This is a genomic window from Dehalobacter sp. 12DCB1 (assembly GCF_004343605.1).
In the GTDB taxonomy this organism is placed as follows: domain Bacteria; phylum Bacillota; class Desulfitobacteriia; order Desulfitobacteriales; family Syntrophobotulaceae; genus Dehalobacter.
This window is the reverse complement of sequence record NZ_POSF01000018.1, coordinates 48,912-72,634: the sequence shown is the minus strand read 5'-3', so window position 1 is coordinate 72,634 and position 23,723 is coordinate 48,912. Positions and strand designations below refer to the sequence as shown.

Below are 23,723 nucleotides of genomic sequence, written 5' to 3'. Positions count from 1 at the left end.
ACCATTAATCATCGAAAGAATCTTCTAATAAAAGCATCCTCATGTCAACAGGAACGGTTGCTTCTATCTTTATTGTCTTCAGGGTCAAAGGATGAGGAAAAGAGTAGGAATAACAGTGCAGGGCCTGTCTTTGAATATATTTCATGCTGCCGCCGTACAGATCATCTCCTAAAAGTGGATGACCAGCTGCCTGAGCGTGTACTCTGATCTGGTGGGTACGGCCGGTGACCAGTGTAAACTCCATTAGTGAATAGTCCGGGTACTGCTGCAGTGTTTGGAACAACGTCAGTGCGGACTGCCCGTCAGGGTGAGCTTCCCGGACAATCTTGCTACCGGGTTTAAGGCGGATTGGGAAGGACCATTCGCCTTGGGTGAGCGGAGAATGGCCTTCTGAAAGGCCCAGATATTTCTTCTCGACTTTGTTTTTGACAGAAAGGGCGGCCAATTGCTGGTGAGCGTAGCGGGATTTGGCGATCAGCACAATGCCGGAGGTATTGCGGTCTATTCTCGAGACAGGGCGGAAAGGCCTCGTTTCACCTTTGCTTCCCCAGTAACCGATCACCGCGTTTGCGAGCGTTCCAGTCCGATATCTCGAATTTGGATGGATGACCTGACCGGGCGGCTTATTCACCGCCAGAAAGATTTCGTCTTCGTAGATAATTTCAATTGGCAGAAGCTCTCCTCTGATAGTTGCCGGCTCTTCTTCCAGAATATTCACAGCAAGAGTCTGTCCGGTTTTGCCCCGGGCAGTCAGGTAGGTGAATTTGCCGTCGATCCAGACATTTTCACCGATTTTCAGCTTTTGCAGTACCTTACGGGAAAAATGGAAGCGCCGCAGAAGGATGTCCTGGTATTTCCTGCCGTCATCTTCTGGCGTTAAAGTGTATGTGAATAATGTATTTGCAGTCATGTCTTTCTCCTAATAGAATAAGCATTATCTGATAGACATATATTATGATTTAATAGAATAATTTAGCAAGATGTTGGGTAAAGAAACAAAAAATATATTATAATAATGACAGTTAAAATTAACCAATATAGGTCAGTTCCATAAATCAAGCCGAGTTCCCAAGCATTATCCCCGAAGACAAAATAAACAAGCAGAAAAGAGGTTAAGTATAGGTATGAATGATCAAAGAATAGACGTATTGGCCAAAAATTTAATCCATTATTCCGTAGAGTTAAAGGAAGGTGAACGTATCCTGATTGAGCTGTCGGGGTTGGAAATCCCTTTAGCCCGGGCGTTGGTCAGAGAGGCTTATGAAGCTGGCGCGCAGCCTTTTCTTAATATTACTCATCATACCTTGCAACGTGAAATATTAAAAGGGCTTTCAATCGGACAGGCACAAAGCCAGGCGAAGTGGGAAGTCGCCAGAATGCAGGACATGCAGGCTTATATCGGAATACGCTCCGGGGAAAACATTAACGAGCTGGCCGATGTCCCAGCAGATAAAATGCAAATCTACTTAAACCATTACTCGAAACCGCTCCATTCCGAGCAAAGAGTCAAGTATACCCGTTGGTGTGTGCTCCGCTATCCGAATCCATCGATGGCGCAGCTCGCTGAGATAAGTACCGAAGCTTTTGAAGATTTTTACTTTCAAGTCTGCAATCTGGATTATTCCAAAATGTCCAGAGCGATGGATCCGCTGAAAGAACGGATGGAAAAGACCAACATGGTAAGGATTACAGGGCCCGGAACAGATCTTTCGTTTTCAATCAAGGGGCTGCCAGCAATTAAATGCGACGGTAAGATGAATATCCCTGACGGCGAGCTTTTCACAGCGCCGGTCCGAGATTCGGTCAACGGTATCATCGCCTATAACACCCCGGCTGTTTATCAGGGATTTACGTATGAATCCATCGTACTGGAATTCAAAGACGGCAAAATTATCAAGGCTTCAGCCAACGATACCGAAAGAATTAATAAAATTCTTGATACTGATGAAGGTGCGAGGTATATCGGAGAGTTTTCATTCGGCTTTAACCCTTACATTCAGAAGCCGATGAAAGATACATTGTTCGATGAGAAGATCGACGGAAGTTTTCATTTCACACCAGGTTCGGCCTATGACGAATGCGACAATGGCAACCAGTCCGCAGTCCATTGGGATCTGGTATGCATCCAGAGACCGGAATACGGCGGCGGAGAGGTCTATTTTGACAGGGAACTGATCAGGAAAGACGGCAGGTTTATGCCAGCGGAGCTGCAGGTCCTGAATCCTGAAAACCTCAGATAACGCGAGTACAACATTCTTAAATTCTCTACTCAAAATTTCATACAATCCTGATTATCCTATATTAGGTCTGGGTGCCACAAGTCCGGCGTCAAGCGGAGCATGGATGCGGAGCGCGGCAGTTTATGCCATGGAGGGCATAATCTGCCGAAAGCGGAATTGTGGCGCACAGACCAGACCCGAATGAATATATTTGTCAAACAAGAGGAGAGAAATACAATGAAGATCCTGAGCAGTATAAAAATACCGGATGATCTCCTGGAAAAGCTGCTGGCAATACGACCGAGTGCCCGAATCATTCAGGTGAGAGACTTTACGGAGGCAGATCCGGAAGCGGATGTACTGCTTACGTATGGCTGGGATATTAAAAAGGATACAATTAATCTGTATCCGAATCTTAAATGGATTCAAACCTTAAGCGCAGGGGTCGATATGCTGCCTCTGGACAGGCTTATTTCGAGAGGCGTCGTGCTGACGAATGTCAAAGGCGCCCACAAGATCCAGATGGCCGAGCACGTCATCTGGAGTATCCTTATGCTCTTAAGACAGGGTAATACATTTGTGTCACAGCAGGAACAGAAGATATTCAGCGCAAAACCGAAAATTTCCGAAATGTACGGCAATTCGGTCTGCATTGTCGGGGCAGGCACCATTGGTAAAGAGATCGCCAAACGGTGTGGGGCTTTTGGGATGACGGTTTATGGCGTATCACTTCATGGCGCTCAGGACCAGGCTTTCGCGAAGATTGTAACCCCGGAGGAAATGCCTGGAATTCTGTCGATCAGTGATGTAGTCGTTATTGTCCTACCGCTGACATCGGAAACGAAAGACTTTGTCAACGCAGACTTCATCCATCAGATGAAGGACGGGGCATTATTTGTCAATGTAGCCAGAGGACAGGTTGTCGACGAGGATGCCCTAATCGAAGCAATTAAAAGTAAGAAGATAGCCGCAGCGGCGCTCGATGTATTCAGGAAAGAACCGTTGCCGGAAGACAGCCCGTTCTGGAAACTGAATAATGTCTTCCTTACGCCGCATATCGGCGGCAGGACCATTCAGACCTCTGAACGCATGTGGGAAGTGTTCCAGAGAAATCTGGCTAAATATCCTGACCCGGGTCAAATGATCAATATTATAGACGATAGGACAGGGTATTAAGAAACACGTACTTGAATATAGAACACTCAACTAAGTAGGAACTCAGAATATTGAAACGTGAGAAACAGGCATAAAAAGAGATTCGGAGGAGTCCTATGAATGACTTCCAGAAAAGTGTTATCGAAAGATTGTCCCGCCATACCCGCGTCTGGATCGTAGGTGGAGCGGTACGGGACCATATCCTGGGATTGGAGTCTCCGGACATGGATTTAGTGTGCGTACTGAGCCCAAAAGAGGTCAAGGATATCCTCTGTGAGCAAGGCTTCTCTGCCCAGGTAATCGGTAGGCACTTCTCGACGGTCAGCATTTTTACGGAAGGTTCCAAAGTGGATGTGGTACAGGCCGAAGAACTAGAGAAAGATGCCCAGCGCAGGGACTTCACCATCAATGCGATTTATCAGGATCCTGTGTCAGGGGAATTTTATGACCCGATGGAAGGCAGAAAGGATCTGGAAGCCAAAATCCTTAAAGCCTGCGGTAAGCCTGATGAACGGTTCCGGGAAGATCCTGTCCGTATTTTGAGGATGGTTAAATTCGCGGTAAAGTTTTCAATGAAGATTGACCCCAATACCTGGGAGCATGCATTGGACCTTTCTTTTCTGAGTACCACATCTCGGGAAAGAATTACGGCGGAACTTGCCGGGATCCTTGTTTTGACCGAGGCCGAAAAGGCTGTGCGGATGTTGGACAAAATCGGTTACTGGGATATGTATTTACCTGAATTGGCCAGGCTGAAAGGTCTTGAACAGAATCAGTATCATTCCCTGGATGTCTGGGAACATACCATGGCCGTATTTCGGAATACCCCTGAAGATCTTTATCTGCGTCTGGCAGGCCTGTTTCATGATTCCGGCAAGTGGGAAGTAGCTAGCCGGGAATGCCATGTATCCGGGACACTAAAGTTTGCCGACCAGAACTACTCACTTGAGGGATTTAAAATCGTCGGGACAAGAGGACCCCGGGAACTGGAATATAAGCTGAAGTCTTTCATTGGGAAAAAGATCCGAATCCTTGGGGCAAGACTGGATCAATACCCGGAAATTGTGCAGTTTAAAAAGGTCATAGACGGTGAACCGACCAATTTTGGTCTTGTGTACGTCGAAAACGGCAAACGACATTTCCTGATGCATGAAGCGGCAAGCGCCAGGCTTCTGGCCGATGTTCTCAAACGCTATACGTTTTCGATGTTTTTTGATGGGGTTGGCAAAAAACAGGAACAAAACCTTATTAAACTTGTTGAGAATCATATGCAGGCAACACTCGTATTCATGCCGGAGTTCAGAGGGGAATTTGCCAAGCGGTCTTTCAAGAACAGAGCGGCGGAGCTCGTTTGGAAAGTCTGCTGGGACGGCAGAAACTTTGAATTAAAGAACATCCATGACTTTTTGATTTTATGGAAAGCAGATTATCAGGCCGGAAAACTTCATACCACTGCGCAGAACAATATTTTTGAAAGGATTTTTGCCGAATTGATTGCAGTAGCTTTGTGGCAGAAAGAAAATCTGGTGCAGATTGACTGGAAACTATTCCGGCAGTATGCGATGCAGCAAGGATTAAGCGGTTCAAATCTCGGAATCTTTAAGGAGCTTGTCCGCGAAAAAGCCATGAAAGAGATGAAGCAGGAATTGAATCATACTTTTCTAAAAAAAGTATATTGGGAGTTCAAAAATATGTAGAAGTAAGTTATAATAATTATAAATAGATTGTTATTTCAAAAAGGAGTGGGGACATATGAAATGGCGCTGTGTTATTTGTGGCTACATACATGAAGGGGATAATCCTCCCGAAACCTGTCCAGTCTGCGGTGTTGATTCCAGCAACTTTGTCACGGATTCCTTCAATAATGCCGGCAGTACCACGATGAATTCTGTTCAGACCATATTAAGTCCCGAGGAAGCGATTGTGAAAGCGGTACAGTCAATTTCCTACGGTTTGTTTATTATTACGGCAGCCTATAACGGCAAAGACAACGGGCAGGCAGCCAACACTTGTTTCCAGATCACTTCTGATCCCGTGCAGATTGCGATTGGTATTAACAAGAAAAACTACACGCATGAACTGATCATGCAAAGCGGCAGATTCGGCGTATCCGTCCTGGACCAGAAAGGACATGACCTCGTCAGAAGATTTGGCTACAGGTCAGGGAAAGAGACCGATAAATTTGACGGAATCAAAGCGCACCGCGGATCATCCGGTATCATGCTGCCTGATGAAGTACTGACCACCATGGAAGCAGAAGTCGTGAATTCAATGGATACCGGTACACATACCTTGTTCTTGGGCAGAGTCACGGTGGCCGAAGTCCGAAGTACCGGTGAGCCGATGACGTATGCTTACTTCAGGAAGACAAAGTAAACCATCATGAGCAATATAAAAAGAGAGAAAACGCCTCATTCGAAGCATTTTCTCTCTTTTTACTTGCAGTTTATCCTTTTCTTAACAAACCTGGACATTCTGGTCAATGCTTCCTGCAGCTGCTGCGTCGAGTAAGCGTAGGAACAGCGGACATGTCCTTCACCGGCCGGACCGAAGGCCGTACCGGGAACAACGGCAACTTTTTCTTCCTTCAACAGCTGTTCGGCAAATGCTTCGGAGTTTAATCCGGTAGCTGTAATATCGGGGAAAACATAGAAAGCACCTAAGGGTTCAAAACAGGTAAGACCCATTTCTCTAAGGCCGTGAACCATAATCCGGCGGCGTCGGTCATATTCCATCACCATTTCTTGTTTGGCCGTTTCTCCAGATTTCAGTCCTTCCAGTGCAGCAACCTGTGCCATAATCGGGGCGCACATAATGGTGTATTGATGGATCTTAAGCATGGCCTGAATCAGATCAGGGTGGCCAGCAACATAGCCAATTCGCCAGCCTGTCATTGCATAGGCCTTCGAGAAGCCGCTGACATGAAGCGTGCGGTTCCGCATGTACGGTAAAGTTGCAAAGGGTGTATGTTCTCCGCCGTAGTTAAGATCCGAATAAATCTCGTCGGAAATAACGATCAGATCATTTTCGGACGCAAACCGGGCAATCGGCAGCAGCTCTTCTCTGGTCATGACTGCGCCGGTAGGGTTATTTGGGTAAGACAGAACCAAAATCTTGCAGTTTGGCGTATACGCCATCTGAAGGTCTTCGACCTGCAGGCGGAAATCGTGTTCTGCACTTGTTTTAACATAATGAACCTCTGCGCCGGAGATTTCCGCACAGGCAGCATAGGCCACAAAAGAAGGATCAGGGATCAGCACGCCGTCACCCGGCACGATCAGCGCACGCATCGCTAGGTCGATCGCTTCGCTGGCGCCGACGGTGATAAAGATTTCCTGATCGGCATTATAACTTAAGCCTTGATGTTTGGCCATATATTTTGATAATTCCCTGCGGAGCTCGATCAAACCCGCGTTACTGGTATACATGGTCTGACCCTGTTCCAGAGAAAAAATAGCGGCTTCAGTCATGACCCAGGGAGTCGCAAAATCAGGCTCTCCGACACCGAGGGAGATTACGCCTTCTACAGTGGCGGCTAGGTCAAAAAACTTTCGTATTCCTGATGGCTTCAGATTAAAAGCCAGTGGTGATAAGTATTGCTTCATGGCGTTATCATGAGACGCTGCGGTCTCTCTTCCTCTCCGTGAAATTCTATGCCATCCTGCTTATACCTGCGCAGAATAAAGCGGGTCGAAGTTGACTGGATTACATCCAGGGGAGACAATTTATCGGAAACAAACTGGGCGATTTCATGCATGTTACGGCCCTCAATAATGATACAAAGGTCAAAATCCCCAGACATCAGATAAACGGATTTAATCTCACTGAACTTTTGGAACCGCTGCGCAATTTTATCGTAGCCATTGCCGCGCTGGGGCAGGACTTTGACATCAATTAATGCAGTAACCCTGTCTTCTTCCAGTTGGTCGTAATTGATAAGGATACCGTATTTTGCGATGACCTTATCATCTTCCCACTGTTTAATTTTCTTTTTAATATAATCCGCTGTCAGGCCGGTCTGAATTGCTAAATCTTCCACAGTCAGACGGCAGTCCTGGGACAGGATATGAAGGAGGCGCCGATCATCTTCGGACAACATTCTCGAAAACTCCTTTCTGCGCTTCTGAATTAATATTATTAAATTATAATAGCATAAGAAGACAGCAGATAACAACCTCATCCTGTGATTTTCCTCAGACTATTCCGTATATGCTACCTCTGCAATTCATTAAACTTTGCGGATTTGATTGAATTCCTTGGATTTTCCTGATTTTTACCTCTTTCTTATAGATATTAATTTTTTACAGGTTTAGAGCACCAGTTTTTTTATGGAAAGTTAACTTTACATTCTATCTGGAATATGTTATGTTTATGGAAAGCAAACTTTCCATAAACATTAGGAGTGAGTCTATGAATAACAGATTAGAAGAAATACGCAGGCAGCGAGGAATAAAGCAGGAAGAGCTTGCCGCAGCTTTGGAAGTATCTAGACAAACCATAGGTTCACTTGAAAATGGACGGTATAATCCATCCATCATCTTAGCATTCAAAATTGCACGCTTCTTTGGGATGAATGTTGAAGAAATATTTATTTATGAGGGGGAAAAATAAATATGACAAAGAATATTAAAGCAATTGGCTTTTCCATTTTAGGAATACTATTAATCGTAATAGGGTTCGTTTTGATAAAGGCCATTCATGAACCACAAAGAAGTATGCAAGTCTTGCCATACGTCTGTGTTGGTATGGGATGCGGACTATTCGGTCACCATTTAGGGAAAATCATTAGCAGTATGGCGCTGAAAAATTATCCGGACGAGGTCAAGAAAATAGAAATTGAGCAAAACGATGAAAGAAATCTAACCATTACCAATAAGGCCAAAGCTAAGGCTTATGATAAAATGATCTATGTATATGGCGTGATCATCCTGGCATTTGGTTTAATGCAGATTGATTTGACGGCGATTATCATATTGGTTATTTCCTATTTATTTGTTGTATTCTCAGGAATCTATTACAGATCAAAGTATGAAAAAGAAATGTGAAACGATCATTATTGTATGAAAAGGAAGCTCAATGAAAAAGCAAAAAAGATTACTTCTAACGATTCTTTGCCTAATTGTACTAGTTTTACTTGGTTACAGCTCACTGAACGGCAGCTCAGTGACTTTTTCGGATCAGTCGCGGCAGACAGCGACTGCGGTCAAAGATCAAAAAGGTACGCTGTCGTCAAATCCGAATGCCTCCAATACCGGCTCAGGTGCGGATATTGCTCCAGTCTCAGGCACTCTTCAAGTCCATTTCATTGACGTCGGGCAGGCGGATTGCATCCTTATCAAAGCCCCTTCGGGGAAAACCATGCTGATCGATGCAGGGAATAATGAAGATGCAGAAACGGTTATCTCGTACATAGAAAAACAGAAAATAAGCAAACTGGATATTGTCGTTGGCACCCATCCCCATGAGGATCATATCGGGGGTCTCGATGCCGTAATCGATGCCTTTAAAATCGGGCAAGTCATCATGCCAAGCAAAACACATACGACTGAAACGTTCAAGGATGTACTTAGCGCGGTAAAAAATAAAGGCCTCAAAATAACACCGGCAAAAACAGGTGTGAAGCTGAACTTAGGGGACGGTGTGACTGCCGTTGTACTCGCTCCGAACGGTTCGGATTATGAAGATCTGAACAATTACAGCGCTGTGATCAGGATAGCATTCGGCAGCACTTCTTTTTTATTCACTGGTGATGTAGGAGAAATGTCAGAGTCAGAAATGCTGCGCAATGTGAGCATGTATGCTCTGAAGTCGACGGTCCTAAAGGTTGGTCATCATGGCAGCGGCGACGCAACATCCGGGCCCTTTCTGGATCTGATAGACCCTGAATATGCAATGATTTGCGTCGGGAAAGAAAATGATTATGATCACCCTGCACAGGATACACTGGATAAGCTAAAGAATAGGGGAGTCAAGGTATTCAGGACGGATCTGGAAGGGACGATTGTTGCGGTATCCGACGGATCAGAAGTGACATTTCATACGCTGGAGATTGCATCAAAATAATGGGACCAATAGGCATGATTACCTCAAAAAGGTGGTATCAAAATGAAGGGTGTTATTGATCGTTTCGAAGACAGCGTCGCTGTGGTGGAGTTTGATGGTAACAACAGAAAGAATATTAACCTCACTGATCTTCCTGCGGGGATTAAGGAAGGTGATGTCATCCTATTTGATGATGGTAAATGGCAGCTTGATCAGAATCAAACAGCCAGACTGAAAGCGGAAATTGATGTACTGGCCCGTGATGTGTTCGAGTAGTTGTCAAATCCCACATTTTTGACTGGACAGGATTTCGAAAAAGCGTTAAATTGATAGTTGATCATATTGGGGTTAACCTTTAGGAGGAAGAATGAACAAAGTATTCGCCGCAATAGACATCGCAGCAAATGCCCACAAGAATCAGTTCAGGAAAGGGACCAATACGCCCTATATTACACACCCGTATGCAGTTGGAATGATCCTGCAGAAAGAAGGATGTGCGGAAGACATTGTTGTTGCTGGGATCCTGCATGATACCGTTGAGGATACCATCATTAATCTGGAATATCTCCGCAATAAATTTGGCAACAAGGTTGCCTTGATCGTAGAGGGATGTTCGGAACCGGACAAATCACTACAGTGGGAAGAACGCAAAGAACATACCATTGAATACCTGAAAACAGCGATACCGGTGATCAAGGCCGTGGCCTGCGCGGACAAGCTGCATAATGTTCTGACGATGCTGGAAGACTATCAAAAAGAGGGCGAGAAGCTTTGGATGCGGTTTAACCGGGGCAGGGAGAAGCAGGAATGGTATTACCGTAATCTCGTGCAAAGCTTAATGCATCCTCCGGTGGATGATGATTTTAAGAAGCTTTATCTTACATTTGCGAAAGCCGTCAGCGATCTTTTCGATTCCAAACCGGACAAGCAGGAAGAGGACCAGACTCTTTCAACTCGCTAAAAAAGACGGGGATGCCCCTATCTTTATTATTAGAATTATAATCTTTTATTCAAACTAAGATTATGATCGAACAGATTAGTATTCAAACAAGAAGATTATTCGAACCAGATAAAAACCCGAAGTTCAAGGAGTTATACTTCCTTGGCCTTCGGGCTTTTTGCTGTGGGCTCCACAAGCAGGAGAGTTTTTCTTAGACAAAACTTATTTGCCAGCCTCTTTGGTATAGTTCAGTAAGCCTCCGGCTAAGATGATTCCAATCTGGCGTTCAGTCAGGCTATGGCTGACCTTGATGGAAGCATTCTTTTCACTTAACAATATATCAAATTCTTCGGAGTTAGACAGGGCTTCAGTCAGATTCGTAAAGATAAGCTTGCTGTCGTCCTTAATCAGATCATAGTCACTCTCATTGAAAAAAGTAAGCGGAAGAATACCAAAGTTAATCAGGTTGGCTTTATGAATCCGGGCAAAACTCTTGGCCAGGACAACTCTAACACCGAGGTACATTGGGACCAGTGCGGCATGTTCGCGGCTGGAGCCTTGACCGTAGTTCTGACCGGCCACAATGATGCTTTGACCAAGTTGTCTGGCTCTGGCAGAGAATCCGTCATCAATTTTACTGTAAACATATTCGGAAAGGGCAGGGATATTGGATCTGAGCGGCAGGATTTTCGCGCCTGCAGGCATGATATCGTCTGTGGTAATATTGTCATTGAGCTTGATGACGACAGGAAGCTCCAGATCCGGCGTAAGCTTCGGAGCAATCGGCAACGGTTTGATATTTGGGCCGCGCACGATGGCCGTGTCCGGAGAACCGGGTGAAATAATCAACGAATCGTCGACCCGGAAATTTTCTGGCATTGGAATTTCAGCAGCAGGGCCCAGCGTGCGGGGATCGGTAAAGTAACCTGTCAGCGCACTTGCAGCAGCAACTTCCGGGCTGACCAGATATACGCCCGCGTCCGCAGTTCCGCTGCGTCCTTCAAAGTTGCGGTTAAAGGTTCTTAAGGAGACGGCACCGGAGGAAGGGGACTGGCCCATGCCAATGCAGGGTCCGCAGGCTGATTCTAAAATTCTGGCTCCGGAATCCAGCAGATCGGTCAGCGCGCCGTTATTGGACAGCATGGTCAGAACCTGACGGGAGCCCGGGGCGATAACCAGACTGACGCTCGGATCGACCACTTTACCTTTTAAGATGGCAGCGGCGGTCATTAGGTCGCGGTAGGAAGAATTCGTACAGCTGCCAATCGCTACCTGATTAACTTTGATATTCGTTAACGTACTTACGGCTGCAACGTTGTCAGGCATGTGCGGCTGAGCTGCAAGCGGTTCCAAGGCAGACAAGTCGATACAGATTTCTTCATCGTATGCTGCATCTGCATCAGCTTCAAGCAGAATCCAGTCATTTTCGCGGCCCTGAGCTTTCAGGAAGATCCGGGTCTGTTCATCGCTAGGGAAGACAGAGGTCGTAGCACCGAGCTCGGCGCCCATGTTGGTGATGGTGGCTCTTTCGGGGACACTTAACGAGGAGACGCCAGGACCGGCATATTCAAAGATCTTGCCGACACCGCCTTTGACGGACAGGCGGCGCAGGACTTCTAAAATGACATCTTTGGCGGACACCCAAGGAGCTAATTTCCCGGTTAGATTGATTTTAACAACTTTCGGGTCAGGCAGATAGAATTCGCCGCCGCCCATGGCTACGGCAACATCGAGGCCGCCGGCGCCCATGGCCAGCATGCCGATTCCACCGCCGGTAGGGGTGTGACTGTCCGAGCCCAACAGGGTTTTACCAGGTTTTCCGAAACGCTCCAGATGGACCTGGTGGCAGATCCCGTTGCCGGGACGTGAAAAATAAACCCCGAAGCGGGAAGCGCAGCTTTGGAGAAAAGCGTGGTCGTCAGCATTTTCAAAACCGGTCTGCAGGGTGTTGTGATCGATGTAACTGACGGATAATTCTGTTTTGACTCTTGGAATACCAACGGCTTCAAACTGAAGATAAGCCATGGTTCCTGTGGCATCCTGAGTTAAAGTCTGATCTATCTTGATGCCGATTTCTCCTCCGGCCCCAAGTTCACCGGAGATGAGATGGGCGGATAATATTTTTTGTGTTAAATTTTGTTTCATATTTCTTACCCCTTTATTTAATTTATGATCCAACTTTATAATATAACAGAATAAGCCTGATTCATCCAGTATAACAAAAAAGTATACATAATATAGCAGATTTTTTAAGGATATGGGTAGTTTTTTTGCGGTGTGAATATTTCAACGTTCATTTTTAGTTGTTTTCGGGTTATAATATAGCTGTTGTGTTTATTTAATTGGATTTAAGAGCAGTTTTTGGAGAAAATGATGATGACGGACAGCAGGTTAAACATTGTACTAGTTGAACCCGAGATACCTCCCAATACAGGAAATATTGCCAGATTGTGCGCAGCGGTTCAGGCCGACCTGCATTTAGTGAAGCCGCTCGGCTTCAGTATTGATGATAAGCATTTAAAAAGAGCAGGACTTGATTACTGGCATCTCTTGAAGGTGCATGTTTATGAAAATTTTAACGAATTTGAAACCCAGAACGCTGAAGGTCAGCTTTTCTTGGCCACGACCAAAGCATCTAAGTTTTATACAGATGTGGAGTTTCCAGATGGCTGCTATCTGCTTTTTGGACGGGAAACAAAGGGGCTGGCGCCGGAAATCCTACAGCGCTATCCTGACCGGCAGATCCGCTTGCCGATGAGAAAGGATGCGAGGTCCTTAAATCTGTCCAATTCGGTCGCAGTGATTGCGTATGAGGTTCTGCGTCAATGGGGCTTCCCAGGTCAGGTGTGACGGCCACGGATGGCCTAATGTCGCGATGCCCTTTAACTTACGATATCCGGAGGTAGTATGCTTTCCTATTTATCAACATTTTTGCTGGCAGTCCTATTTGCTTTGATTTTAACACCCGTCTCCATTATCCTGGCCAGAGAATGGGGTGTGATGGATTATCCGGGTGAGCGGAGAATACATAAGACCCCGATTCCGCGTCTCGGCGGCGCTGCGATTTATCTGGCTTTTTGGCTGGCTGTTTTTTTGACAGTGGCCGTGAATAAAATGCTGATCGGACTTTTCCTCGGCAGCACAATTATTTTTGTGGTCGGCATCTATGATGATGTAAAAGGAATGAGGCCTCTGGTCAAACTGCTCTGGCAGATCCTGGCCGCGGTGATTCTGATTTTTTTCGGCATGGCAGTCCCGCATATCACGCTGCCCCTATATGGAGTCGTCCAACTCGGCTTGATCGGCAACCTATTTGCCTTGTTATGGATTGTCGGTCTGGTCAATGCCGTGAATATATCCGACGGTATGGATGGCCTCGCTTCGGGCATTTGCTTTATTGCGGCGATCACATTATTTTGGTCAGCAACGATCCGTTCGGCCTATCCGGGGGCTGATCTTTTGATGCTGGCCCTGAGCGGTGTAACGCTGGGCTTTTTGTTCTATAACTTTAATCCTGCTAAAATCATTATGGGTGATTCCGGAAGTATGTTTCTCGGCTATATGATCGGGGCAGTCTCCATTTGGGGTTTGCTGAAAACCGCTACGATACTCGGTTTGGTTTTCCCGTTGCTGGTGCTCGGCATGCCTTTAACGGACATGCTGTTTGCGATTATCCGGAGAAAGTGGAAAGGACATTCGATTGTCCGGGCAGACAGGGGGCATCTTCATCACCGTTTGCTTGATACCGGCCTGACCCAGCGCCAGGCAGTGTTTGTTCTGTATGGGATTAGCCTGTGTTTCGGGCTGGCGGCAATTTTCTCCGCCTATGGACACTGGTATATCGCGGCGATTCTGGTGGTTATTGACCTCGGCATTATTTTACGAATTATGTTCAGAAAGTTCCGCCTGCATAACTGGTACACGGTGACAAGGTCAGTTTCTACAGACAGGGAAGATAAAAAGGAACTTGAGAAGGATGGAGAGGGAATGCAGCATAAAATGGAAGAGCAGAGTCAGGCAGAAACGCTGAATCCAGAAGGGCAGAGTCAAGAAGAAAAGATCAAAATGGGGAATAAAATATGAATATCATCTTTCACGGCCATGCCTGTTTTGAAATCCAGTCTGACGCAGGTCGGTTGATGATAGATCCCTATTTGCGGAAGAATCCGAAAGCAAAGGTTAAGCCGGTTGATTTTAAAGCGCTCGATGCAATTCTGGTCACGCATGGTCATAGCGATCATTTGGGAGACGCGGTCGAACTGGCCAGGCTGACCGGGGCAGTCCTGATCTCTAATTTTGAACTATGCCGGTATGCGGAGACCTTTGGGGTGAGGATCCATCCGATGCATATCGGAGGTAAGCACGTCTTTCCGTTTGGAACTGTAAAGCTGACTCAGGCCGTTCATGGTTCCGGGATCGAGCAGGTTGACGGAACCTGTTTGTATGGTGGTTTGGCCTGTGGTTTTCTGCTTCAGATTGAAGGCAAGCAGCTTTACCATGCCGGGGATACCGGTTTGTTCGGGGATATGCAACTTATTGGCAGCCTGATGGGAATCGATCTGGCTATGCTGCCGATCGGGGATAATTTTGTAATGGGGCCGGAAGATGCGGCCGAAGCAGCTCGGATGCTCCAGGCCAAAGTCGTGGTTCCGATGCATTACAATACATTTGAGGAAGAACAGCAGGATTCCAGGGACTTTCTCGCGCTGCTAAGCAGAAAAGCACCGCAGAGCAAGGGAATGATCCTTGATCCGGGACAACGTATGAAGTTATAGAATCCAAAGACATTAATGCAGCGCAAAATCATATCAAGAAGACTAGAAGATAAAGCAATTCAAATATAAAAACCAATATCTATATAAAATGAACACAGATAGATGTGCTTTAAAGAAAATCCTGTAATCCTTACAGGATATTTTTTGCTTTTTAGGGCAAAAATACACGGTAAGGAGATGAGAACAGAATGAGAACCAAAGAATGCGCGAAAGAATGCATTTATGCTGTGGACGGCGTCTGCCGTCTGGAAAACAACCATGGGCTGAAGGCCCCCGAATGCCCTAACCGGGATGGTTCACTGGCCGCAGTCTCCATACTCTGAACAGGAGCGTTAAAGCATGAAAGAAAACAGCACCAAGCTAAATACAGGCAATACGAACAAAAAGGATAACAAGAAGAAGAGGCCCGACTTTATTGAGGAAATGAAAATGGAAATTGCGTCGGAACTCGGCATCATCCAGCAGGTCAAAAACGAGGGCTGGGATTCTTTGTCTCCCCGAATTTCCGGCAAAATAGGCGGAAAATTGTCTCAGCGATTAAAACGGATCAACAAATAAAGGCTATTCTATACAATAAATAGTTCAAAGCCTTACCATGTGATATAATTAATGAAAAAAACAGGTGAGGCGTTTTTATTTGACAAAGACAAAGCATCAGCAGATTCTTAACTTTATTGAGAATCTCGACATAGGGAGTAAGGTATCAGTCAGGTTCATCGCCAAAGAGCTCGATGTCAGCGAAGGGACTGCTTACCGTGCGATTAAAGAAGCGGAGAACAAAGGGTTTGTCCGTTCGATCCCGAAGGTTGGGACGCTGCGGATTGAAGGCGTCAAAGAAAAACAGATTGAAGATCTTACGCTTCAGGAAGTGGCCCAAATCGTGGAAGGGCTTGTCATCTGCGGAGGGAACAGGCTGACGGAATGTCCGAATAAGTTTATTATTGCGGCGATGGAACTGAAAGATTTAGCGCGTTATCTGGAAGAAGGCGCACTTTGTATCGTCGGCAACAGGACGGATGCCCAGCTCCTTGCCTTGAAAAATAATGTTCCTTTGCTTATCTCCGGAGGCCTGGAACCTACGGAAGAGGTTGTGGCGCTGGCCAAGAGCCTGAATTCGGTGATCATCCTTTCCCCGTATGACACATTCGTAGTTACAACGATGATCAACCGGGCGCTCTTTGACAGGCTCATCAGTAAGGAACTACTGCTTGTTGAAGATATCATGGTCAAGGATGCGAAGGTTCTTGAAGACAGTGCTACGATCGGAGACTGGTACAAGCTTTCGCAAAAGACCGGACACAGCCGCTTCCCAGTCATCGATAACCAGCACAACCTACTCGGTATTGTGACCGCGGTCGATGTCGCCGGTGAAGGCGTAGAGGTCAAAATCACCAAAGTCATGAACAGGAATCCGTTGACCGTCGGAAGAGACGATCCGGTTACCCATATCTCCCGTAAAATGGTCTGGGAGGGCTGGGAGATTGCGCTCGTACTCGAAAACGGCAAGCTGATCGGAGTCATAAGCTTGCAGGATGTACTCGAGGCTTTTCAGCAGATCCAGAAGCAGCCTCAGTTCGGCGAGACCGTGGATAATCTGGTTTTAAGCGGTTTTGGTTATGTGGAAGAATCGGAATACCTGACTATTCGGGGTGAAATCACGCAGTTTATGGTGAATGAATTTGGTTCAGCCAGCTGCGGTGTTCTGGTAACCCTGATGAATACGGCGGGTTACATCGCGCTCCGAAAAAAATACCGCTTAGATGCGATTGCAGAAAATTTTAGCTTTTATCAATTCCATCCGGTTCCGGCCGGAACAGTAGTTAGCATTTCGGCCAGACTATTGCTAGTGACAAAAAAGAACTGCAATATTGAGATTGAAGTTTTCAACGACAAGGGAGCCCTGGCTAAAGGAATGATGATAGCCCGGATAGGGGACAAAAGATAGGAAATACGATGAAGGGGGGGATGAGGATGAGTCCAGAGAGTATAGGTCAAAAGCACCAACATGTTATACATCCAAAAGAGTCAATTAACAAGGAAATAAAGGGTATTCCTAAGTTTAATTATTCTATCTCGCCATATTGCAGGATGAGCAGATGCAGGAACTGAAAAATCAGACACAAATACTTGTTAGGCTTGAAGAACTGTTACAAAGTAAATAGCCACCATTTTTATAGATAGTACCAGCAATTTTCTTAGGGAAGAAGAGGGTTAGATAGTGGGATTTATCCACTTACATGTTCATACTGAATACAGTCTACTGGATGGTGCCGCCAGGATCAACGACCTTGCACGTTCTGCTGCAGAATTAGAAATGCCGGCGCTTGCTATCACCGATCATGGCGTGATGTACGGTGTACTGGATTTCCATAAAGCTTGCGGTAAACAAGGGATCAAGCCGATTATAGGCTGTGAAATCTATATGGCACCGGGAAAAAGAACGGAACGGGTTCTCGGCAAAGATGACAAAAACTATCATCTCGTTTTGCTTGCCGAAACAAACGAGGGTTATCAGAACTTAGTGAAAATTGTCTCACAGGCCAACGTGGACGGTTTTTATTATAAACCGAGAGCCGACAAGGAGCTTTTGCAGCAGCACAGTAAAGGTTTAATTGCACTGAGCGCGTGTCTGGGCGGTGAGATCCCGGAGTATCTTCTTCAGGACAATCCGGCCAGAGCCAGAGCGGCAGCGATGGAATATCTGGATATTTTTGGCCAGGATCATTTCTATCTGGAGTTACAGGATCATGGGATAACGGATCAGAGAAAAGTTAATGCCGGCCTCTGGGGCCTTCACAGGGAGACACGGATTCCGCTGCTCGCGACCAATGATGTCCATTATATTCGGAAAGAAGATGCATCGGTTCAGGATATCCTGCTGTGCATACAGACCGGAAAAACACTGGCTGACACTTCCCGGATGAGTTTTGAAGGCCGGGAGTATTATCTGAAGAGCAAGCAGGAGATGAACCTGCTTTTTGGGGAGACCCCCGAGGTTTTACACCTGACGAATGAGATTGCGGAGCGCTGCAAGGTCAGCTTCACTTTTGGCCAGCATTACCTGCCGGTCTACGAGGTTCCAGAAGGCTGTACACTGGACGAGTACCTGCGGGAATTATGCTGGAAGGCGTTCCCAGTATTCTACCCGGATGCAACGCCGGAACAGCGCGAACGGCTGGAATATGAGCTTGGGATTATTACCCAGACAGGTTTTTCCGGCTATTTTCTGATTGTCTCAGACTTTTGCCGTTATGCCCGGGAGCATGATGTTGCGGTTGGTCCGGGGCGTGGTTCGGCAGCTGCGAGCATGGTTGCTTACTTGCTCGGCATCACCTCTGTGGAGCCGCTTCGCCATGATCTCCTTTTTGAACGTTTTTTAAATCCGGAAAGAATTTCAATGCCGGATATTGATATTGACTTTGACCCGGAAGGCCGGGAAAAAGTCATCAAATATGTGACGGAAAAGTATGGGGAAGAGAAAGTCTGCCAGATCATCACGTTTGGCACCATGGGTGCCAAGGGCGTGCTGAGGGATGTCGGAAGGGTTCTGAATATACCGCTCAGCAAAGTCGATAAAGTCGCCAAAGCTGTACCGTATGAATTGGGTATGACACTGGAAAGAGCGCTGACTGTTTCTCCGGAACTGCAAAAAATGGTTCGGGAAGAAGAGGAAATCAAAAAGCTCTATGAGATTTCAAAATCGCTGGAGGGGATGCCGAGGCATGCTTCTACGCATGCTGCGGGCGTCGTAATTGCCAGGGATGAATTGACCAGTTACCTTCCACTTCAGAAAACTTCCGATGGGCTGCTGATGACCCAGTTCCCGATGAAATTGGTCGAGGAGATCGGACTGCTGAAAATGGATTTCCTGGGCTTGCGGAACCTGACAATCCTGACCAAAGCCCAGTCTAATATTGAACAGACCTGCGGTATCCAGCTTAATCTGAATCATTTACCGCTGGATGACCAGGCGACCTATCAACTGCTTTCCGAAGGTAACAGCACAGGCGTATTTCAGCTGGAAAGCGGCGGCATGCGGGCTATCTTAAAAGATTTGAAGCCCAGTTGTTTTGAAGATATTATTGCTGTGCTCGCTCTGTATCGTCCTGGTCCGATGGAACAGATCCCGGAGTTTGTGCGCCGGAAGCATGGCGGGCAGATCAAAGTTCTGCATCCGAAAATGGAAGAGATTTTAAGACCCACATACGGGATTATCGTCTACCAGGAACAGGTCATGCAGATTGCTCAGAATCTTGGCGGATACTCTCTGGGACGAGCAGATCTTCTGCGCAGAGCCATGGGAAAAAAAGACAAGAAGATCATGGCTGAAGAAAGGCAGAACTTTATCTATGGACTACAGGACAGCAGCGGTGAATGGATTGTGCCGGGAGCACTTCGTTTGGGCATAGGGGAAAAGGAAGCTGAAGATATTTTTGACCTTATGGCCAAATTTGCCGAGTATGGATTCAATAAGGGCCACGCTACGGCTTATGCGATGATCTCTTACCAGACAGCCTATCTAAAAGCGAATTATCCGCTGGAATACACCGCGGCGCTGCTGAGTTCCGTGATCGGTGCATCAGATAAAGTGACTTTTTATATTCAGGAGGCCAGGAGCAGCGGCATTGAGATTCTGCCGCCCGATGTCCAGTACAGTTACCGGGATTTTACCATTGAACACGGAGCGATACGTTTTGGACTCGAGGCGGTCCGTAATGTCGGGACACAGGTGGTTGATAGGATCATTGTAGAAAGAACGAACGGCCCGTTTGCGTCGTTTTATGATTTTATTGTACGCATGGATGCTAAAGTTCTGAACAGACGAACGCTGGAAAGTCTGATTAAGGCCGGCGCGTTTCAGTCACTGTGCAGCCGCGCTCAGGCTATGAAAGTCCTGGATCAGGCGCTGGAGCTGGCTCAGAACCGGCAAAAGGACAGCGAATCCGGCCAGATGTCTTTGTTTGATCTTGATCAGGACCTTGATGAAGGGCTGATCATGCCTGAAATACCGGAATTCAGCGAGAATGAGATCCTGAAGATGGAGAGGGAGTATATCGGTATTTATCTCACAGCCCATCCGCTTTATTCCGTGAATGACCTGCTCAGGAAAATCACAAGTTCAGAAATCGCGGCCTGTCTCGAAAGTGCGGAAGAAAAAAAGGTTATTCTAGGTGGGATAATAAATTCTTATCGGCAAACAATAACGAAAAAAGGGGAAATGATGGCTACCTTCTTACTGGAGGATCTGACCGGAACGATCGAGGTTCTGGTATTTCCCAGATTGTTTCCGGAAGTTGTCAGGATGGACAATGACCATATTGTAGTTGTTCACGGTCGTTATTATGTGAATGAAGATGAAAAGAAAATATTTGCTGAAAAAGTTCTGCCGATTGAGGAATGCAGCGTCAAACCGGATAAATTGTTTCTAAAGATTCCAAGCAATCAGGATACGGAGCTGACCGATAAGATTCTGGCGGTTCTAGGGGCATTCCGCGGAACACATCCTGTCTATTTCTTTTGCCAGGATAATAAGAAGACCTTTGAGATAAGTCCAAATTATTTTGTCCGGCCATCTGAAGAGCTTGACAGGGCGCTTATTGCGCTTTTGGGAAATGATCAGGTAAGATGGCAATAAAAATTTGTTGGAAGAGGCAGGATATTGCTGCTTTGAGGCGAATCCCATAAATAGATTTTATGACGCTGAGATATTTTCTAGACTGAAGGAGATTTTTTGTGCGAACTGCAATATACCCGGGAACATTCGATCCAGTAACCAATGGACACCTTGATATCCTACATAGAGCCATTTATCTTTTTGACCGTGTCATTGTGGCGGTAGCTTCCGAAAGTAACAAACAGACGCTTTTTTCCTTGGAAGAAAGACAGAAACTGTTGAGATGTGAAACCAGCGATATGGAAAATGTTGAAGTCAAGTCTTTTGGCGGTCTGACTGTGGATTTTGCGCGTGAATGCGAAGCTGTTGCTCTGATCAGAGGCTTGCGGGCCATGACTGATTTCGAATACGAATTTCAGCTGGCTTTGATGAATAAAAAGCTGGCTCCCGACATCGAGACCGTCTTTTTAATGACAAAAAGTGAGTATTCGTTCATCAGTTCCAGCTCGATCAAATCGGCGGCAAGTCTGCAAGGAAATGTTTCAGGATTAGTTCCGCCAAATGTGGAGAAAGCAATGATTCAAAAGTATAATAAGATGGTCTAAATGCTTATTGGAGGATAGAATATGTGGACAGTCATTTATATAGCACCAAATAAAGCAGTCGCTGAAAAATATCAAAAAGCATTTGCAGACGAAGGTATCTTAGCCCAGCTAAAAGCAGTAGGTTCACAGGAATCCACCGACGTAAGCGTCGAAATACTCGTGCCGGAGTCGGAGGCTGAGGAAGCGAACGAGATTCTGACCGGTATTATGCGTTCATAATCCAAGTTGTCTTTATTGTAATAAAAAATAATATGAAAATAGCCGTAAAAAAAATGGCGATGTACTTGCGTTTTTGACGCTGATACTATAAAATAGCAAAAGTAAGGCGTGCCGAAGTGGCGGAATTGGCAGACGCGTCGGTCTCAAAAACCGATATCTGTGAGGATGTGCCGGTTCGACCCCGGCCTTCGGCACCAAGTAATATCAAGGCTTAAGGGCCTTTTTATTTTTTTGCCTTTTTACTGAGAAAAAATAATGGCTTATTCAGCGGTTGTTTGGTTTTTATAGCGAATATACTAAAGTAATTTATTCTCAGACGTGTACGATATAGTCATTAAGGAGATTGCAAAATGAGTCAAGAAATGCTTTAAACATGTATATGCCTGTATAAAATTTAGGATATCAGCTAAATTTTGAGTTTTTAGCAGGAAAAGAAATCTTCATAGCGAAGTAATAAAACCGGAAAGGGGGGATTGAAATGGAAAACCAATTTGCTGAACTGTATCATGACTTTGAGATGTATCAACACTGCCAGCTTATATTTTCAGAACAGGCTTCGGATGGCATAAAGATCCAGCAGATTTCTTATGATACGTTTAAACCAATTAAAGATGACAACGGGATATTATACTTCCCAATGAATGAGCTCGGTTTCGGGTATTTTATAACAAATAATTTTAATATTGTGAAAATGCCTTCGAAACAGAAAAAAGCAATGTATAGGATTGAAAAAGATGGAGAAGAATACTTTTCCATTTATTTATTTGGTCCAAAGAATTAATTGCGTGCCTTTTTGTAACCCTCACAATTACTTTAAGTTTTTTGGGTTCTATTGTTTTAAAGAATTTAGAAAACTGCAAGTAAATTGGCAGGTTTTACATTGGTTTCAGTGTAAAACGACAACATATTAAAAGGTGAAAAATTCGCAATTGACAATTGACGAATACGGGTGGTTATGATTCGGATTTGAATCTAAACACCCGTATTTGCTGTTTATCGGACCATGATGTATTGTGGAACGATGGATGTAATCGAATCGTTCTTATGGTATTCTTAACATAGATGTCGGTATAAAGTTAGAGATCTGGTGCAATACGCTTCAGGTTATACTGTCTGGCAGTAAGAGCTGAGAGGGAGTGTTTTTTTGTTCGGACTAAAATTTTTATCAAAAAAAGTTTTAGGAGTCAGCATTGCCTGTCTTATTGTGTTTGTGATGATTATCTCGGCGGTTATGGCTTTATGGTCAGAAGATGAGCCTGCCTACCAGACTGTCTCAGTGACAGAAATGGCAGATAAGGTGAAGAATATCAAAAAACAGGGCGGGACAATTGAATTTAGTCAAGATGAGATCAACAGCGCAATGGCTTTTTATTGCGAAAAGAAACTGCAGTCAGTTCCGTATTTTACACAGCTTGCCTCCAAGCTTGGGAAAAACAAGATTGAGATATTTATTGGGGGAAAAATTGGGCAAAAAATCAAATTTCAGTTGTATTCCGAAGGGTATCTGTTTTACAGTGACGGGAGCATAGTCTATATACCGGAAAAGTTTAAAATAGGCAAAATATCACTGCCTAAAGGCTTGGTCCTCAATAAAATCAGCAAGATCAGGGCGATAGCCGATAAAGGAATTACCCTTGAAGGCCACACCCTTATTTTGACAGATGAAATTTTTCCTTTTGAGATCATAGCATTTTCGGTAAAACCTGACAAAATGACATTCGAAGTGAAGAAAGATGAAAAGGCTTCGAACAGCAAAAGTACTGCTGGAGGTGCGAATTCATCCGGTCAAGGAGGAAGTAGCTCTCAAATTAATTCAGAAGCGACAAAAGCACTGCTACGTACTGTTTACAGTCAGTTAGGGACCGTCTATACAAATGTGAAAACAGCGCAGGAAAAACAAATCGTCGGATCCATGATGACGGTTGTCAATAATCTGATCCAAAATCCTTCCTCACCTTATCGCGATCAGGCCGGCAGGGTTATTTTAGAATACAACAAGCTTACCGCGGAAGAAAAAAGTGATCTAAAGCTCGCGATGCTGACCTATATGGATACCGATGTCGCGCTGGAATTAAAGGATTTATTTGGATTATAAAACAACGAAGCAACCATTAAATAAGCCAAACATTCAGTATTAAATATGTATTGAAGTTG

24 protein-coding genes and 1 tRNA gene are annotated in these 23,723 nt (G+C 45.4%); 21 read left to right on the top strand and 4 right to left on the bottom strand.

Going from position 1 to position 23,723, the window contains the following annotated elements; all coding sequences use genetic code 11:
• Positions 1 to 4: 4 nt before the first annotated feature.
• On the bottom strand, positions 5 to 910 hold the full coding sequence (locus C1I38_RS11380) for an RluA family pseudouridine synthase (RefSeq protein ID WP_119776438.1): 906 nt from the start codon (positions 908 to 910) through the stop codon (positions 5 to 7).
• Between the two features lie 214 nt (positions 911 to 1,124).
• On the opposite strand from C1I38_RS11380, the gene C1I38_RS11375 reads away from it, so the two are divergent.
• From C1I38_RS11375 to C1I38_RS11360, 4 genes are all read left to right on the top strand, one after another.
• Positions 1,125 to 2,240 (top strand): aminopeptidase, encoded by a 1,116-nt coding sequence (locus tag C1I38_RS11375; RefSeq protein WP_119776437.1) that lies wholly within the window; start codon positions 1,125 to 1,127, stop codon positions 2,238 to 2,240.
• Between the two features lie 216 nt (positions 2,241 to 2,456).
• Positions 2,457 to 3,395, top strand: coding sequence for a D-2-hydroxyacid dehydrogenase (locus C1I38_RS11370; RefSeq protein ID WP_243103739.1), 939 nt, complete (start codon positions 2,457 to 2,459; stop codon positions 3,393 to 3,395).
• Positions 3,396 to 3,490: 95 nt separating this feature from the next.
• The gene (locus C1I38_RS11365) at positions 3,491 to 5,071 is read left to right on the top strand and encodes a CCA tRNA nucleotidyltransferase (protein WP_119776434.1); all 1,581 of its coding nucleotides are present in this window, start codon (positions 3,491 to 3,493) and stop codon (positions 5,069 to 5,071) included.
• A gap of 55 nt (positions 5,072 to 5,126) precedes the next feature.
• On the top strand, positions 5,127 to 5,750 hold the full coding sequence (locus tag C1I38_RS11360) for a flavin reductase (RefSeq protein ID WP_026156163.1): 624 nt from the start codon (positions 5,127 to 5,129) through the stop codon (positions 5,748 to 5,750).
• Positions 5,751 to 5,809: 59 nt separating this feature from the next.
• Here C1I38_RS11360 and C1I38_RS11355 read toward each other — a convergent pair whose 3' ends face one another.
• Both C1I38_RS11355 and C1I38_RS11350 read right to left on the bottom strand, forming a co-directional pair.
• Positions 5,810 to 6,979: an aminotransferase class I/II-fold pyridoxal phosphate-dependent enzyme gene (locus C1I38_RS11355; protein WP_119776432.1), complete on the bottom strand. Its 1,170-nt coding sequence runs from the start codon at positions 6,977 to 6,979 to the stop codon at positions 5,810 to 5,812.
• Positions 6,976 to 7,473 carry an Lrp/AsnC family transcriptional regulator gene (locus C1I38_RS11350; protein WP_020490936.1) on the bottom strand — a complete coding sequence of 166 codons (498 nt, stop codon included), beginning with the start codon at positions 7,471 to 7,473 and terminating at the stop codon, positions 6,976 to 6,978. Before C1I38_RS11350 ends, C1I38_RS11355 begins: the two co-directional genes overlap by 4 nt.
• Before the next feature lie 311 nt (positions 7,474 to 7,784).
• Between C1I38_RS11350 and C1I38_RS11345 the strand changes: the two genes are divergently transcribed.
• From C1I38_RS11345 to C1I38_RS11325, 5 genes are all read left to right on the top strand, one after another.
• On the top strand, positions 7,785 to 7,985 hold the full coding sequence (locus tag C1I38_RS11345; protein ID WP_119776431.1) for a helix-turn-helix transcriptional regulator: 201 nt from the start codon (positions 7,785 to 7,787) through the stop codon (positions 7,983 to 7,985).
• Positions 7,986 to 7,987: 2 nt separating this feature from the next.
• On the top strand, positions 7,988 to 8,419 hold the full coding sequence (locus tag C1I38_RS11340; protein WP_119776429.1) for a hypothetical protein: 432 nt from the start codon (positions 7,988 to 7,990) through the stop codon (positions 8,417 to 8,419).
• 31 nt (positions 8,420 to 8,450) lie between these two features.
• A complete protein-coding gene (locus tag C1I38_RS11335; protein WP_119776427.1) occupies positions 8,451 to 9,437 on the top strand; it encodes an MBL fold metallo-hydrolase in 987 nt (328 codons plus the stop codon).
• Positions 9,438 to 9,479: 42 nt separating this feature from the next.
• On the top strand, positions 9,480 to 9,692 hold the full coding sequence (locus C1I38_RS11330) for a DUF3006 domain-containing protein (RefSeq protein WP_119776425.1): 213 nt from the start codon (positions 9,480 to 9,482) through the stop codon (positions 9,690 to 9,692).
• A gap of 91 nt (positions 9,693 to 9,783) precedes the next feature.
• A complete protein-coding gene (locus C1I38_RS11325; RefSeq protein ID WP_119776423.1) occupies positions 9,784 to 10,377 on the top strand; it encodes an HD domain-containing protein in 594 nt (197 codons plus the stop codon).
• Between the two features lie 201 nt (positions 10,378 to 10,578).
• Here C1I38_RS11325 and C1I38_RS11320 read toward each other — a convergent pair whose 3' ends face one another.
• A complete protein-coding gene (locus C1I38_RS11320) occupies positions 10,579 to 12,501 on the bottom strand; it encodes an aconitate hydratase (RefSeq protein ID WP_119776422.1) in 1,923 nt (640 codons plus the stop codon).
• A gap of 228 nt (positions 12,502 to 12,729) precedes the next feature.
• Here C1I38_RS11320 and C1I38_RS11315 point away from each other — a divergent pair, with 228 nt between their 5' ends.
• From C1I38_RS11315 to C1I38_RS11265, 12 genes are all read left to right on the top strand, one after another.
• Complete coding sequence (locus C1I38_RS11315; RefSeq protein ID WP_119776420.1) at positions 12,730 to 13,206, top strand: tRNA (cytidine(34)-2'-O)-methyltransferase; 477 nt, start codon at positions 12,730 to 12,732, stop codon at positions 13,204 to 13,206.
• Between the two features lie 57 nt (positions 13,207 to 13,263).
• Positions 13,264 to 14,439 (top strand): MraY family glycosyltransferase, encoded by a 1,176-nt coding sequence (locus tag C1I38_RS11310; protein WP_119776419.1) that lies wholly within the window; start codon positions 13,264 to 13,266, stop codon positions 14,437 to 14,439.
• Complete coding sequence (locus C1I38_RS11305; protein WP_119776417.1) at positions 14,436 to 15,131, top strand: metal-dependent hydrolase; 696 nt, start codon at positions 14,436 to 14,438, stop codon at positions 15,129 to 15,131. The genes C1I38_RS11310 and C1I38_RS11305 overlap by 4 nt, the downstream gene beginning before the upstream one ends.
• Before the next feature lie 188 nt (positions 15,132 to 15,319).
• Positions 15,320 to 15,454: a cleavage protein gene (locus C1I38_RS14135; RefSeq protein WP_199698291.1), complete on the top strand. Its 135-nt coding sequence runs from the start codon at positions 15,320 to 15,322 to the stop codon at positions 15,452 to 15,454.
• A gap of 16 nt (positions 15,455 to 15,470) precedes the next feature.
• Positions 15,471 to 15,689, top strand: a complete 219-nt coding sequence (locus tag C1I38_RS11300) for a small, acid-soluble spore protein, alpha/beta type (protein ID WP_119776416.1) — start codon at positions 15,471 to 15,473, stop codon at positions 15,687 to 15,689.
• Between the two features lie 79 nt (positions 15,690 to 15,768).
• Entirely contained in the window at positions 15,769 to 17,076 is a 1,308-nt protein-coding gene (locus C1I38_RS11295; protein WP_119776414.1) for a DRTGG domain-containing protein, read from the top strand.
• Between the two features lie 273 nt (positions 17,077 to 17,349).
• Positions 17,350 to 20,766 carry a DNA polymerase III subunit alpha gene (locus C1I38_RS11290; RefSeq protein WP_119776413.1) on the top strand — a complete coding sequence of 1,139 codons (3,417 nt, stop codon included), beginning with the start codon at positions 17,350 to 17,352 and terminating at the stop codon, positions 20,764 to 20,766.
• Between the two features lie 98 nt (positions 20,767 to 20,864).
• On the top strand, positions 20,865 to 21,350 hold the full coding sequence (gene coaD / locus C1I38_RS11285) for a pantetheine-phosphate adenylyltransferase (protein WP_119776411.1): 486 nt from the start codon (positions 20,865 to 20,867) through the stop codon (positions 21,348 to 21,350).
• Positions 21,351 to 21,371: 21 nt separating this feature from the next.
• Complete coding sequence (locus tag C1I38_RS11280; protein ID WP_119776410.1) at positions 21,372 to 21,569, top strand: DUF2007 domain-containing protein; 198 nt, start codon at positions 21,372 to 21,374, stop codon at positions 21,567 to 21,569.
• 110 nt (positions 21,570 to 21,679) lie between these two features.
• A tRNA-Leu gene (locus C1I38_RS11275) sits at positions 21,680 to 21,766 on the top strand.
• 281 nt (positions 21,767 to 22,047) lie between these two features.
• Positions 22,048 to 22,350 carry a hypothetical protein gene (locus C1I38_RS11270; RefSeq protein ID WP_020490921.1) on the top strand — a complete coding sequence of 101 codons (303 nt, stop codon included), beginning with the start codon at positions 22,048 to 22,050 and terminating at the stop codon, positions 22,348 to 22,350.
• A gap of 363 nt (positions 22,351 to 22,713) precedes the next feature.
• Positions 22,714 to 23,664, top strand: a complete 951-nt coding sequence (locus tag C1I38_RS11265; RefSeq protein WP_119776408.1) for a hypothetical protein — start codon at positions 22,714 to 22,716, stop codon at positions 23,662 to 23,664.
• Positions 23,665 to 23,723 lie beyond the last annotated feature (59 nt).

Coding starts and splice junctions, on each gene's coding strand:
- C1I38_RS11305 (WP_119776417.1), top strand. CDS start 14,436: ATGAATATCATCTTTCACGGCCATGCCTGTTTTGAAATCCAGTCTGAC.
- C1I38_RS11330 (WP_119776425.1), top strand. CDS start 9,480: ATGAAGGGTGTTATTGATCGTTTCGAAGACAGCGTCGCTGTGGTGGAG.
- C1I38_RS11340 (WP_119776429.1), top strand. CDS start 7,988: ATGACAAAGAATATTAAAGCAATTGGCTTTTCCATTTTAGGAATACTA.
- C1I38_RS11300 (WP_119776416.1), top strand. CDS start 15,471: ATGAAAGAAAACAGCACCAAGCTAAATACAGGCAATACGAACAAAAAG.
- C1I38_RS11355 (WP_119776432.1), bottom strand. CDS start 6,979: ATGAAGCAATACTTATCACCACTGGCTTTTAATCTGAAGCCATCAGGA.
- C1I38_RS11325 (WP_119776423.1), top strand. CDS start 9,784: ATGAACAAAGTATTCGCCGCAATAGACATCGCAGCAAATGCCCACAAG.
- C1I38_RS11335 (WP_119776427.1), top strand. CDS start 8,451: ATGAAAAAGCAAAAAAGATTACTTCTAACGATTCTTTGCCTAATTGTA.
- C1I38_RS11320 (WP_119776422.1), bottom strand. CDS start 12,501: ATGAAACAAAATTTAACACAAAAAATATTATCCGCCCATCTCATCTCC.
- C1I38_RS11345 (WP_119776431.1), top strand. CDS start 7,785: ATGAATAACAGATTAGAAGAAATACGCAGGCAGCGAGGAATAAAGCAG.
- C1I38_RS11365 (WP_119776434.1), top strand. CDS start 3,491: ATGAATGACTTCCAGAAAAGTGTTATCGAAAGATTGTCCCGCCATACC.
- C1I38_RS14135 (WP_199698291.1), top strand. CDS start 15,320: ATGAGAACCAAAGAATGCGCGAAAGAATGCATTTATGCTGTGGACGGC.
- C1I38_RS11350 (WP_020490936.1), bottom strand. CDS start 7,473: ATGTTGTCCGAAGATGATCGGCGCCTCCTTCATATCCTGTCCCAGGAC.
- C1I38_RS11315 (WP_119776420.1), top strand. CDS start 12,730: ATGATGACGGACAGCAGGTTAAACATTGTACTAGTTGAACCCGAGATA.
- C1I38_RS11370 (WP_243103739.1), top strand. CDS start 2,457: ATGAAGATCCTGAGCAGTATAAAAATACCGGATGATCTCCTGGAAAAG.
- C1I38_RS11280 (WP_119776410.1), top strand. CDS start 21,372: ATGTGGACAGTCATTTATATAGCACCAAATAAAGCAGTCGCTGAAAAA.
- C1I38_RS11380 (WP_119776438.1), bottom strand. CDS start 910: ATGACTGCAAATACATTATTCACATACACTTTAACGCCAGAAGATGAC.
- C1I38_RS11270 (WP_020490921.1), top strand. CDS start 22,048: ATGGAAAACCAATTTGCTGAACTGTATCATGACTTTGAGATGTATCAA.
- C1I38_RS11375 (WP_119776437.1), top strand. CDS start 1,125: ATGAATGATCAAAGAATAGACGTATTGGCCAAAAATTTAATCCATTAT.
- C1I38_RS11360 (WP_026156163.1), top strand. CDS start 5,127: ATGAAATGGCGCTGTGTTATTTGTGGCTACATACATGAAGGGGATAAT.
- C1I38_RS11310 (WP_119776419.1), top strand. CDS start 13,264: ATGCTTTCCTATTTATCAACATTTTTGCTGGCAGTCCTATTTGCTTTG.